This window comes from Acinetobacter sp. YH12249 (assembly GCF_013417475.1).
Lineage (GTDB): Bacteria > Pseudomonadota > Gammaproteobacteria > Pseudomonadales > Moraxellaceae > Acinetobacter.
Window position 1 is genome coordinate 1 of the sequence record NZ_VPDX01000045.1, and the last position, 12,505, is coordinate 12,505.

Annotated in this window: 10 protein-coding genes; 4 read left to right on the forward strand and 6 right to left on the reverse strand. The window is 44.4% G+C overall.

What is annotated here, in order from left to right; all coding sequences use genetic code 11:
• Positions 1-230 precede the first annotated feature (230 nt).
• The 3 genes from FTV25_RS15175 (at position 231) to FTV25_RS15185 (ending at position 4,926) form a co-directional block, all read left to right on the forward strand.
• On the forward strand, positions 231-1,445 hold the full coding sequence (locus FTV25_RS15175; RefSeq protein WP_180004470.1) for an MFS transporter: 1,215 nt from the start codon (positions 231-233) through the stop codon (positions 1,443-1,445).
• A 143-nt stretch (positions 1,446-1,588) separates the two neighbouring features.
• The gene (locus FTV25_RS15180) at positions 1,589-3,979 is read left to right on the forward strand and encodes a YgiQ family radical SAM protein (RefSeq protein WP_180004471.1); all 2,391 of its coding nucleotides are present in this window, start codon (positions 1,589-1,591) and stop codon (positions 3,977-3,979) included.
• A 398-nt stretch (positions 3,980-4,377) separates the two neighbouring features.
• Positions 4,378-4,926, forward strand: coding sequence for a DUF2726 domain-containing protein (locus tag FTV25_RS15185; RefSeq protein WP_166136543.1), 549 nt, complete (start codon positions 4,378-4,380; stop codon positions 4,924-4,926).
• 80 nt (positions 4,927-5,006) lie between these two features.
• On the opposite strand, the gene FTV25_RS15190 is transcribed toward FTV25_RS15185, so the two are convergent.
• The 5 genes from FTV25_RS15190 to mdtD all read right to left on the reverse strand — a co-directional run bounded on the left by FTV25_RS15190 (position 5,007) and on the right by mdtD (position 10,312).
• Positions 5,007-5,363, reverse strand: a complete 357-nt coding sequence (locus tag FTV25_RS15190; protein ID WP_166136540.1) for a RidA family protein — start codon at positions 5,361-5,363, stop codon at positions 5,007-5,009.
• A gap of 4 nt (positions 5,364-5,367) precedes the next feature.
• A complete protein-coding gene (gene shiA / locus FTV25_RS15195) occupies positions 5,368-6,663 on the reverse strand; it encodes a shikimate transporter (RefSeq protein WP_180004469.1) in 1,296 nt (431 codons plus the stop codon).
• A gap of 222 nt (positions 6,664-6,885) precedes the next feature.
• Complete coding sequence (gene dinB / locus FTV25_RS15200) at positions 6,886-7,941, reverse strand: DNA polymerase IV (protein ID WP_180004468.1); 1,056 nt, start codon at positions 7,939-7,941, stop codon at positions 6,886-6,888.
• A 143-nt stretch (positions 7,942-8,084) separates the two neighbouring features.
• On the reverse strand, positions 8,085-8,870 hold the full coding sequence (locus FTV25_RS15205; protein WP_180004467.1) for a GH25 family lysozyme: 786 nt from the start codon (positions 8,868-8,870) through the stop codon (positions 8,085-8,087).
• A gap of 50 nt (positions 8,871-8,920) precedes the next feature.
• A complete protein-coding gene (gene mdtD, locus FTV25_RS15210; protein ID WP_179992221.1) occupies positions 8,921-10,312 on the reverse strand; it encodes a multidrug transporter subunit MdtD in 1,392 nt (463 codons plus the stop codon).
• Between the two features lie 353 nt (positions 10,313-10,665).
• Here mdtD and FTV25_RS15215 point away from each other — a divergent pair, with 353 nt between their 5' ends.
• Positions 10,666-11,631 carry a hypothetical protein gene (locus FTV25_RS15215; protein ID WP_159123941.1) on the forward strand — a complete coding sequence of 322 codons (966 nt, stop codon included), beginning with the start codon at positions 10,666-10,668 and terminating at the stop codon, positions 11,629-11,631.
• 89 nt (positions 11,632-11,720) lie between these two features.
• On the opposite strand, the gene FTV25_RS15220 is transcribed toward FTV25_RS15215, so the two are convergent.
• Positions 11,721-12,341, reverse strand: coding sequence for a TIGR00730 family Rossman fold protein (locus FTV25_RS15220; RefSeq protein WP_034703864.1), 621 nt, complete (start codon positions 12,339-12,341; stop codon positions 11,721-11,723).
• Positions 12,342-12,505: the final 164 nt, after the last annotated feature.

The window sequence follows — 12,505 nt, forward strand, 5'->3', positions numbered from 1 at the left end:
TCCCTTCCCGAACTCAGAAGTGAAACCTCTTAGCGCTGATGGTAGTGTGGGGTCTCCCATGTGAGAGTAAGTCATCGCCAGCTCATTATTCCAAAAGCCCTCTGCTCACGCAGGGGGCTTTTTTTATGCGTGGGGTTTAAGAAAATTAATTATTTGATGGTTATTTAAACTGAATCATCACATAAAAGGCGAATTGAGAGGCGTATACTGAGCAGGTTCATGGAGCGGATATGTCCTCAAATTCATCTTCAAGCCATATCGCATATGGTTCATCTGCTTTTAAAGCTATTTTATTCTCCTTATTTCTGGCGGGTTTCGCGATTTTTTCATCGCTGTATTGTATCCAACCGATGATGCCGATTCTGGCGGATTATTTTCATATCTCTCCAACACAAAGCAGTTTTCCACTTTCCTTCTCTACCATTGCCTTGGCTATTGGCTTGATCTTTACTGGTCTGATTTCAGACCGTTTTGGCCGTAAGCCGATAATGGTCTGGTCGTTATTTTCAGTTTCAGTCTTACTGTTACTCAGTGCTTTACTGCCAATCTGGTCGATATTTCTAGCCACACGAGTACTGATTGGTTTAACGGTCAGTGGTGTGGCAGCCGTGGCGATGACTTATATTGGAGAGGAAGTGGTAGAGCAGGATGTGGGCTTTGCCATGGGGCTGTATATTTCCGGAACTGCGATTGGGGGCATGAGCGGACGGTTGATCGCAGGGACATTGGTCGATTTTATTTCTTGGCAATCTGCGACTCTGATCATTGGGTTACTGAACCTATGTATCGCTATAACCTTCTATTTTCTATTACCTAAGTCCAGACACTTTCAGGCTTATCCAATTCAATTCAGCCGTTTTATCAGAGCATTTCAACAGAATCTGAGTGATCCTAAATTAAGAATTCTGTTTTTACAGGGCTTTATCCTGATGGGGGGATTTGTCTCGGTATTTAACTATTTGAGTTATCGTTTGATTCAAGCGCCATTTGAATTGTCTCATGTCTGGATTGGTCTGATTTCGATTACTTATCTGGCCGGAATTTATAGCTCGCCACGAGCCGCAGCTTGGAGCAGGAAGTTTGGACGTTATAGGGTACTTGCCGCCATGCTTTGTACCATGCTGTTTGGCTTAGCCTTAATGTTGATTAATAACTTGGCTTTAGTCTTTATGGGTTTGCTGATTTTTACCTTTTCCTTTTTCGCTGCACATTCGACGACTAGTAGCTGGGTATCGGTGCAATCCTTACAATACCGTGCGGTAGGTTCATCCCTTTATTTGTTCTGTTATTACCTGGGTTCAAGCTTACTTGGAAGTTCAAGTGGACTATTCTGGGAAAATTCCGGATGGTTAGGACTAAGTATATTTATTGCTATTATTTTAGGATTGGGTTTATGGATGGCACAGCGTTTAAAACCTATAAATGATTCTTCAAAATCAGGATGAGTATATATTCCTAATAAAGGGCTTAAAGCTAATTTTGTATAAATTATAATCAAGCAACCTAAGCCGAATTCATGCTAAAATATTCGGCTTTCATCTTTGATCACTTTTCTGATCTTCCATCTGCCAGCCGAGAATTGCTAGCCATGTCTACTGCTTATACCGCTCAGACTGCGCCTAAAGCGTTGTTTGATTACGACAAATATTGGGCGTCATGTTTTGAACCCGCGCCTTTTTTGCCGATGTCACGCGAGGAAATGGACCAACTCGGTTGGGACAGTTGTGACTTTATTTTTGTCTGCGGTGATGCCTATATTGACCACCCGTCATTTGTGACCGGGATCATTGGACGTGTGCTCGAAGCACAAGGTTTCCGCGTGGGGATTATTGCCCAGCCGGACTGGACTAATGTAGAAGCCTTCCGTGTACTCGGTAAGCCGAATATTGCCTGGGGCGTTTCTGCCGGTAATATGGACTCGATGATTAACCGTTATACGGCGGATCGTAAGATTCGTTCAGATGATGCTTATTCTCCAGATAACCAGCCGAATAAACGTCCAGACCGCGCAGCAACCGTCTATTGCCAACGTTGTCGTGAAGCTTTCCCGGATGTGCCGGTATTACTCGGTGGTATTGAAGGTTCATTACGTCGTATCGCACATTATGACTACTGGTCAGATAAAGTCCGTCGTTCGATCTTAATGGATTCTAAAGCGGACTTGTTGATGTACGGTAATGGCGAACGCTCGATCATTGAAATCATGCATCGCCTGGCTAAGGGTGAAAAGATTCATCAGATTACTGATGTTCGTGGTACCGCATTCATTATCAATAAACATAACCGTGCTGCGAAAGCCCAGTTTGTGGAAATCGCATCCAATGATGTCGATACCATTGGCCGTGTCGATCCGATCATCAACCCCTATGTGATGAGCGAAGATATTGATGGTTGTGAAATTGAAAAAGATAAAGGCAACAGCTTAAGCCAATACCAGAATTTCCAGAAAGAAGTGGTAGCCAACCCAATCGTGCGTGAAGGGGACAATTTAGATCCAGATACGCAAATTGTGCAGCTACAACCAGCTTCTAAAGCAATTAAACATAAATTACCACCACGTGAATTGGCAGTGATTCGTTTGCCTTCTTTTGAAAAAGTGGCGAATGACCCTGTGCTGTATGCACATGCGAACCGTATTCTGCATCTGGAAACCAATCCAGGGAACGCGCGTGCCTTGGTACAAAAACATGGTGAACGTGATGTGTGGATCAATCCGCCACCGATTCCATTGACTACTGAAGAAATGGATTATGTGTTTGACCTGCCTTATGCACGTCTGCCACATCCGGTATATGGTAATGCACGCTTCCCGGCCTTCGACATGATCAAGTTTTCGGTGAACATCATGCGTGGCTGTTTCGGTGGCTGTACTTTCTGTTCGATCACTGAACATGAAGGTCGTATCATCCAGAACCGTTCTGAAGAATCGATTTTACGTGAAGTGGAAAAGATTCGTGATACTGCACCGGGCTTTACTGGAATTATCTCGGATTTAGGTGGCCCAACAGCCAACATGTACCGTTTGGCATGTAAAGATCCTGAGATTGAGAAGAACTGTCGTAAACCATCTTGTGTATTCCCAGGTGTATGTCAAAATTTACATACTGACCATGCACCGTTGACTCAGTTGTATCGTAAGGCACGTGCTTTACCGGGTATTAAAAAGATTCTGATTGGCTCAGGTCTGCGTTATGACCTTGCCGTATTGAACCCGGAATATGTCAGAGAGCTGGTCACCCATCATGTGGGTGGTTATCTGAAGATTGCACCAGAGCATACCGAGAAAGGTCCATTATCCAAGATGATGAAACCGGGGATCGGGACGTATGACCGCTTCAAGCAGATGTTTGACCGTTTCAGTAAGGAAGCCGGTAAGGAACAGTATCTGATTCCTTATTTCATCGCGGCGCATCCGGGTACCACCGATTACGACATGATGAATTTGGCTATCTGGTTGAAAAAGAATGGCTTCCGTGCCGATCAGGTACAAACCTTCTATCCATCACCAATGGCCACTGCAACCACCATGTACTACACCGGTAAAAACCCGCTGGCGAAAGTCGCGCGTTATACTGAAGATGTGGACATCGTGAAAGGTGAGAAACGTCGTCGTCTGCATAAAGCCTTCTTGCGTTATCATGATCCAAACAACTGGCCTTTATTGCGTGAAGCTTTAAAGGAAATGGGGCGTCAGGATCTGATTGGTAACTCGAAACAGCATCTGATTCCAACCTATCAACCTGCTGGTACAGATGGGCAATACCAGTCTGCACGTAAGAAGAATTCGACTGTAGCGGGTGATTCACAGAAACGTACTGCTAACCCAGGTAATCGTGGTCAGGCTCAAAATAACCGTCCGAAAAAAGGCCAGATTCTGACCCAGCATACTGGTCTGCCACCGCGTGAAACGGGTGATGCGAAAAAGCCATTCGGCGGCCCTAAACCTAAAGCAAAATCAAAGCCAAAATCACGTGCTTGATTAAGCTGATAAAAAAGACACTTCGGGTGTCTTTTTTATGTTCAGACTTTATTGATGCGGCTTTCAGGTTCTCAATTAAAATGTAAAATATTTTATTTTTAGTCGATTTAAATTTTTGAAAAATGATATAAAAATAACACTTTGTCGGAATTGTCTTACAGTTCAACCGATTTATATTGCGATCTATCAGGAGACTATTTTACAGTCGCATATAAGGATTTAACCCTAATTTCTATTGAAATAGCAAAAAGCGGTTTTTAAGTAACTGGCAATCAAGTTTTGCTAAGAATTGTATTGGTCTCTACACAGAATGGTAGCAGGGCAATTTTAAAAATAGTATGGGTTTATACTGGATAATAATAAAACAAGAATGATTATAAGAATGCAAGGATTGAGTCATGACCACCTATATGATTATAGGGAGTTTCTTGGTGTTCTGTGTCGTGCTCATGGCATGGAAGCAGCTAAGGAATAGCCCCAAACCACAAGACAGTGCCTTAAAACAGCGCGCTATTTTTAATCCAAATGAACAACTGACGTTTACACGCCTGAAAGAAGTGTTGCCAGATTATATTGTACTGGCACATGTTTCTTATGACGCACTACTTACCACTAAATTTGGCCGTACCCGGCACAAGTATCGTGATCTGATTGCAGATTTTGTGATTCTGGATCAGCAATACCAGATTGTTGCCATTGTAGCTGTAGATGATCCGGTAATTTTAAAACGTCCACAGCAGGCGCAATTTCAGGATGCCTTGTTGACTATGGCCGGTTATCGGGTCATTCGCTATGAAGATGTACCGGAATATTATCAGTTACGAGGAGATTTCCTGCGTGAGCAGGAGCATTCCAGTAAAGACCAGAGATTTACTGCTGTGAATGATCTCAAAAAATATCATCTCTATTCAGATCTGGAACGACGTAAAGTCAAAGCATTAAACTGATAGAACCTAAACGAAAAAAGTATGCCAAGCGCATACTTTTTTCTATTTTACATGAGTAGCAATTAGGCCTGAATAGAAGTCTATTCAGGTTTGACGGCTACGACAGTCAGTTCTACTAACACGCGTGGATCATACAGTTTAGCTTCGACACAAGTGCGGGGCAGGGCTTGAATATCTGCTACCCAGGCATCCCAGACTTCATTAAACGCAGCATAATCTTTTTCAATATCTTTGAGATAAATCGTTACCGACATGATCTGGCTTTTATCGGTACCGGCATCCGCCAGGAACTGGTCGATAATATCCAGTGTCTGCTGGGTTTGACCTTTGATATCCAGATCCAGGTCTGTGGCCAGCTGACCGGCGAGATGAACCAGATTGCCGGCAATGGCGATCTCAGAAAAGCGTTGTGAAACATGCAAACGTTGAACGGACATTAGCTTAATCCTTGGTTTTTGGCATCAAGGCTGCGACTAATGCAGTCAATAGGCAGCCTATCGCAAGATAGATGGCTACATAATGCCATGAACCATCACCCCAAATCACTAAGGAGGCTGCAATCATCGGGGTAAAACCACCACCGATAATACTGGCAACCTGATAACCGACTCCGGCACCGCTATAGCGGTATTCTGTACCAAATAGCGAGGTGAAGATGGGTTGATGCACGCTGACCACCATGTCATGCGCGACATTGGCCAGTAGAATGGCGCCAACAATAATCATCCAGGTATTTTGTGCATCCAGTGCCATAAAGAAAGGGAAAGCAGACAGTGCACCGATCAGGCCACCCCAGACACACATGGTTTTATGCTGGATTTTATCGGAGAGCCAAGCAAAGAAAGGAATACTGAAACAGCTGATCGCACCGATCATCAGGGTGATATTCAGGAAGAACTGTTTGTCCATGCCCAGATTATTGGTGGAATAGTTCAGGGCAAAGTTGGTGACCAGATACATGGTCAGCAGTTCGGTCAAACGTAAGGCAATAATATAAAAGAAAGCTTTAGGATGTTTGCTGATTGCCTGCAAGATCGGCAGTTTTTCTGGATGATGATCCGCCTTAATTACTTTCTCTACGAATTCTTGGGATTCATCCTGATCACGGCGAATCCACATCGCAATTCCGATCAGCACGATACTGGCAATAAACGGAATACGCCAAGCCCATTCAGCAAAAGCCTCTTCACCCAGTGTAGCAATAATGATCGATACCGCACCCGTTGCCAGTACCAGACCTACGCCATAGCCGACCTGAACGCCACTGCTATAAAAGGCTTTTTTGCCTTTAGGCGCATTTTCCACCGCCATCAGGGCAGCACCACCCCATTCACCACCGACTGCAAAGCCTTGAATGGCACGCAGGGTCACCAGTAAAACCGGTGCCCACCAGCCAATAGCTTCAAAATTAGGTAAAAAACCAATCCCGACAGTAGAAATCCCCATCAGGATGACAGTGAGTACCAGCATTTTCTTGCGGCCGAGCTTGTCGCCGAAATGGCCAAATACCACACCGCCTAGAGGGCGAAACAGAAAGCCAACACCAAAGGTCGCTAGTGCCGCCAAGGTGCCCATATTAGCCCCAATACTTGGGAAAAACTGGTCTTTAAAAATTAAGGCTGCAACAATGCCGTAAAGGAGAAAATCATACCAATCGACAACAGCACCAACAAAACTGGATAACGCCGCTTTACGCGCGCGTCGTTCTTGAATAACAGAAGAATTTACAGAGGACATGCAGGGAGGGATTCCATGAGATACATCAGAGTTGCCCTGTAATATTCGGATTTGATCGTCACGCCAATCACAGGACAGTATGCTGAAAGTAAAGGTGATTTTCAGCATCTCAGCACATACATGGATAATGCATTGCGCAGATAGAGTACTCCAAAAATTCAAAATGTAAAAACAAAGTTGCCGTATTTTTAAACTAACGTCTAATACTTGTACAAAATAGGCTTAAAGTAGCAGCAATTGCGTTTCTGTTTCACGTGCAGCGAGCTGATAGACGCCAAGCCCAATCAGCCGAAACTGCAGTTGAGGAGTAATATGCATCTCTTGAAGCAATAAGTGTAAAGCCTGCTCCAGTTCTTGCGGGCTACGCAGCAGCTGGCTGAAGCTTTTACTATGCTGCATGGTCTGAAAATTTTTCATTCTCAGTTTTACAGTAACCCCGCGGGCAGAGAGCTGTTTTTTTTCCAGATTTTGCCAGAGCTGGGCAATTAATGGCTGCCAGTAAGGCTGGCATTGCGGTAAATACAGATCATCATCGAAAGTCGTTTCCTTGGAAATCTGTTGGCGTTCCCGTTCAGCTTCAACTGGCCGATCATCAATGCCTTGAGCATAAAGAAAAAGACGCCGTCCATATTTGCCAAAATGCTGAATCAGGATCGCTTCTTCAGTCTGCTGTAAATCTCCCAAGGTTTCCAGATTCAAACTTTTTAGTTTTTCTTGAGTGACTTTGCCTACACCGGGAATTTTCTTCAGTGGAAGATCCTGAATAAAACGCTGTACTTGTGAAGGTTTGATAACACAGATTCCATTCGGCTTATGCCAGTCAGAGGCGATTTTAGCGAGAAATTTATTCGGCGCCACGCCAGCAGAAGCGGTTAGTCCAGTAGTTTGAAAAATATCTTCACGAATGCGCATTGCCACTTCAGTGGCACTCGGAATCTGCTGCAAATTTTCGGTGACATCCAGATAAGCTTCATCCAGAGACAACGGTTCGATGACCTTGGTATAAGTTTGAAATATTTGATGAATCTGACCAGAGACCTGACGGTATTTGGCAAAATCTGGTTCAATCACGATGACCTGAGGGCAGAGCTTACGTGCTTGAGTCATCGGCATGGCAGAGCGCAGTCCGAATTCGCGGGCCGGATAGGAGGCAGCCGCGACCACTGCCCGCGGATGATGCGAGGCAATCACCACAGGCAGAGCGTTCAGCTCCGGACGCTCACGCAGCTCGACTGAGGCGTAGAAGGCATCCATATCGATATGAATAATTTTGCGCATATCCAGTATCTTAAGTGGCTTTAGCTGGATTGGGAAGAGACCGGATTGACAAGTAAACAGGCTAAAGCATTATTCAAGACGAAGCATATCCTGCCTAAATAATTCAATATCCATTTCATGGTTGAATCAGGGAGAAATTGAGTTTATTTCTTGGCCGGAGGCTTGGGCTGATCCTGGGTGGGAATACTGTTCTGCTGTAAAAATTTGATCCAGTCCTGCTCTGAGCCATAAAACACGTTGAGATCCACAGTACGGGCAATGCCGGGAATTTCACCCTGACTGGTATGTTGCCAGAAGGTCCATTTAGGCGGACCCTTTAAATCTGGTAAACCTTGGTACTCACGTACCCAGAGCGGTACGTCAGTAAACTCTCCCGCCAGCACGATATTATAAAAAGATTTCGACACATAGAAGATCGGCTGCTTGCCATAATGGTGTTTTAAGGCATCATGCATGATCCGGATTTCCTTGAGCAGCTGCTCTTTGGAGTAGTGATTAATGCACTTGCTGTCATATTCCAGATCCATTACAGGAGGCAGGGCATCACTTTTACGTGGGACAGACTCTATAAAATTCTGAGCCTGAATGCTGCCATCACGGCAAAGTCGGTAAAAATGATAAGCACCGACCAGAAAGCCCTGTTCGCGGGCCTGCAGCCAGTATTCCTGAAACTTGGTATCTTTAAAATCGCCGCCTTCTGTGGATTTTAAATAGACAAATTTATATTTCTGTTTCGGGATTTTCTTCCAGTCTATTTCTTTCTGATGATGGGAAACATCGAAACCATGAATCGGATAATCTGCTGCATGCGCTGACGGCTGTTTGAAAACCAGCAGATAAAGCACAGACGTCACCACAAGTGTAATCAGCAGCCCGACTGCAATTACTGAGTATTTTTTCCAGTTGCTAGAGGTGGGAGCTGTTTTCATTTGCACGGTGGCCTGATTTACGGATATTCATATCGAGTATATATTCTGCCCTAGACTGGCGTATTTTTGGGAATATGCCAGAAAATATAGGCAGCAATAATATTAATACAGCCCAGACAGAGCAGCGAAACATGGAAGGCATTGTCCAGCTGTTCAGGGCCGAAGTAGGCACTAAACATATTCACCAGCGTACCCGCCAGTGCCACCCCGATACTCATTGACAGCATCATAATCATCGACAGGAAACTGTTGCCACTGCTGGCGTCCTGCTGGCTTAAATCTTTTAAAGTTAACGTATTCATTGAGACAAATTGCAGGGAATTCAGAATCCCGAACACAAAGAAATGAATGGCTCTTAGCCAGATTGGGGTTTCCGCCGTAGTCAAGGCAAAACTGGCAATACATAGACCGACCAGCAAGGTGTTGATCAACAAGACTCTACGATAACCGAAACGTTGAATGATTTTGCGGATAATCGGTTTAGATGCTAAAGAACCGAGTACGGTTGGAATCATCAGTAAACCGGTAATAAAAGGTTCAAAACCAAAAGCGACCTGCAACATTAAAGGCAATAAAAACGGAATCGAGTTACCGCCGAGCCGGGCAAAGAAATTACCCAGAATGCCAATCGAATAGATCTTATTTTTAAATAATTTACTGCGAAATAGTGCATTCAGATGAGTATGCGAATGGTAGGCGTAGATGAGTGAGGCAATCAGACCACTTCCGACCAGACTTAAGCTCCACCATAGTGGATATTGTGGATTGGCAAAGTTTTCAATCCCTAGACACAAGCCGATCATTGCGATGACCAGTAGAATAAAACCGCCAAAATCAAAACGCTGTACCGTCGGTTCGGTAATATTGGGCATAGCTTTAAAGGTAATCAATGCACCCAGCAGACCAATCGGCAGATTGATCAGGAAAATCCAGTGCCAGGACAGGTATTCCACCATCCAGCCACCTAAGGTTGGACCGATTAAAGGACCCATTAGTCCGGCCAGACTCATCAGACTCATAGCGGATAGAAACTGGGTACGAGGAATAATTTTCAGCATGGCCAGTCGTCCGACTGGAAGCAGCAAAGCACCTCCAATGCCCTGAAATACCCGATAAACCAGTAGTTCATTCAGATTCTCAGACCAGGCACAGCCGAGTGAGGCCAGAGCAAAAATAATGATCGCTGCAAAATAGATATTCCGAACCCCAAAGCGATCTGCCAGCCAGCCACTTAAGGGAATGCAGGCTGCCACAGAAAGCACATAGGCCACCACCACACTATGCATCCGTAACGGATCTTCCTGCAGGTTACTGGCAATCGCAGGCAAGGCGGTATTGATAATCGTGGTATCCAGGCCTTGCATGAAAAAGCCAATCGATACCAGCAAGACCAGCAGTCTGAATTCAGGTTGTAGGGATTGATGCGTAGGAGTGACATTCATGGATTTAAAAAATCATCTATTTTTAATAGTTTAAAGAAATCTATGCAGCAGTGTGACTGAAATAAAAACGATTGTGAATAGGAGTCGTGTAGACAAAATGCTAATGAATTCACAGCCTGATTTCAGTTATTGAAGAGGAAAGGGTAAAAGATATATTTCTATACTGCGAACCTCTCAAATTGATACAGATTCATAAATACGTCATTTTTGGAACACTTCAAGCTTCTTTTTAAGGAGCAGGCTACAAAAAAATATGACGGAAATGTCATGAAAATGAAATAAAACCGTCATAATCTGGGGCAAACTTCCAGAACTGCTGTACTGGGAACTGTCTAGTAAAAGGTTTTGTACTTATGACCATCGAGATTCTGATGGTAGTTGGCTTCTGTCTGGCCGCCTATTCCATCGTGGGGAATGATGTTCCGCAAACATTAGGAACATTTATTTCATCGAACTCACATCGCCCATGGTGGGTACTCTGGATTTACATCAGTACTATTCTGGTTGTGGTGTTAATGTATGGCTGGTTTGCTTCTGGAGTAGGGGATGCCTCTTATGGACGTCTGGAAACCATTCCTTTCCCTGAAGATGGGGTCACCTGGCTATATGTGGTACCGCCTCTTTTACTGATTATTTTGACTAAATATGGCATTCCGGTCAGTACTACTTTCTTGGTGCTCACGATCTTCTCCCCGAGCAGTCTGGGTTCCATGCTGACCAAGTCTATGATGGGTTACGCCGTCGCTTTCTTTGTGGCGATTGTGATCTATCGTCTGGTCATGAAAAAACTCGCGGTCTATTTCAGTGAAACCCGTGATCAGCAACATTCTCCGATGTGGATGGCCTTGCAATGGCTATCTACGGCATTTCTGTGGAGCCAGTGGCTGATCCAGGATCTGGCTAATATCTTTGTTTATGTGCCACGTCAGGTGCCGTTTGAGTTCCTGATCTTTGCCATTTCTGTCTTTGTGATACTACTGGGCATGATTCTTTACCAGCGTGGTGGAGCTATCCAGAATATTGTTGATACCAAGACCGGGGTGACGGATGTCCGTTCTGCTACGATTATCGACTTTATTTATGCATTGATTCTGCTGGTGTTCAAAGAGTGGAGTAACATCCCGATGAGTACCACTTGGGTATTCCTGGGGTTACTGGCCGGTCGTGAATTTGCGATTTCGATGCTGGTGACCGAAGTCAACAAGCACCGTACTTCACGGAATGTCAGCAAAGATGCCATGAAACTGATGTTTGGTCTAGCCATTAGTGTGTTTCTGGCGACGACTTTGCCTTGGTTCTATCACACGATTTCCGGTTAATGTCTTGGCATGTATAAATGAAAAAAGCGAGCATCAAGCTCGCTTTTTTATGGCTTTAAATCATTGCTATTTAAAGCAGACAAGAAAATTTAAACGACGAAACGTTGCGGAGCATCCAGATTCAGCAAGGTGGTATAAATCTGATCTGCATGTTCACAGATAATCAGTTTAGCCCGATGTTGGGGCGGCAAGAAGCCTTCCTGCACCGCAAGATCAAGCTGGGCAATCAGGGGATTATAAAAGCCATTGACGTTATACAGCATCATCGGTTTTTGATGCTGGTTCAGCTGACCCCAGGTCGCAATTTCCAGAATTTCTTCAAAGGTTCCCAATCCACCCGGCAAGGCGACAAAGGCACAGGCACGATCTGCCATCATGGCCTTACGCTGATGCATGCTGGTGACGATATGCAGTTCTGTGAGTTGAGGATGGGCAATCTCATAATCCAGCATAAATTCCGGAATCACGCCCACCGCTTCACCACCATGCTGAATCATGGTGTCTGCCACCTGGCCCATCAGACCAATACTGGCGCCGCCATAGACCAGACCAAAACCATGTTCGGCCAGACCTTGTGACAGTTGAATCGCTTTTTCCAGATAAATCGGTTTGTTGCCGGCACGAGAGCCACAATATAAAGCTACTAGCGGGCGTGTTGTTTTTGGGGAGTTATCATTAAAATAATCGGTCATTTCCATTACACTTTGCATTTATTTTTTTCACCTTATCATTTTTTTATCTACTTACCTCTGTACACGACAAAAATAGATAACTCATTGAAATAATGTCACAATAATTGTTTTCTAACGACGAATACTATGACACATCTCAATGAGTTATATCTTATCTTAAACAAATCTCTAAAATGGAACAA

Excerpts from the sequence above, each read along its gene's own strand:
- FTV25_RS15175 (WP_180004470.1), top strand. The coding sequence starts at position 231 with ATGTCCTCAAATTCATCTTCAAGCCATATCGCATATGGTTCATCTGCT.
- FTV25_RS15180 (WP_180004471.1), top strand. The coding sequence starts at position 1,589 with ATGTCTACTGCTTATACCGCTCAGACTGCGCCTAAAGCGTTGTTTGAT.
- FTV25_RS15185 (WP_166136543.1), top strand. The coding sequence starts at position 4,378 with ATGACCACCTATATGATTATAGGGAGTTTCTTGGTGTTCTGTGTCGTG.
- FTV25_RS15190 (WP_166136540.1), bottom strand. The coding sequence starts at position 5,363 with ATGTCCGTTCAACGTTTGCATGTTTCACAACGCTTTTCTGAGATCGCC.
- shiA (WP_180004469.1), bottom strand. The coding sequence starts at position 6,663 with ATGTCCTCTGTAAATTCTTCTGTTATTCAAGAACGACGCGCGCGTAAA.
- dinB (WP_180004468.1), bottom strand. The coding sequence starts at position 7,941 with ATGCGCAAAATTATTCATATCGATATGGATGCCTTCTACGCCTCAGTC.
- FTV25_RS15205 (WP_180004467.1), bottom strand. The coding sequence starts at position 8,870 with ATGAAAACAGCTCCCACCTCTAGCAACTGGAAAAAATACTCAGTAATT.
- mdtD (WP_179992221.1), bottom strand. The coding sequence starts at position 10,312 with ATGAATGTCACTCCTACGCATCAATCCCTACAACCTGAATTCAGACTG.
- FTV25_RS15215 (WP_159123941.1), top strand. The coding sequence starts at position 10,666 with ATGACCATCGAGATTCTGATGGTAGTTGGCTTCTGTCTGGCCGCCTAT.
- FTV25_RS15220 (WP_034703864.1), bottom strand. The coding sequence starts at position 12,341 with ATGCAAAGTGTAATGGAAATGACCGATTATTTTAATGATAACTCCCCA.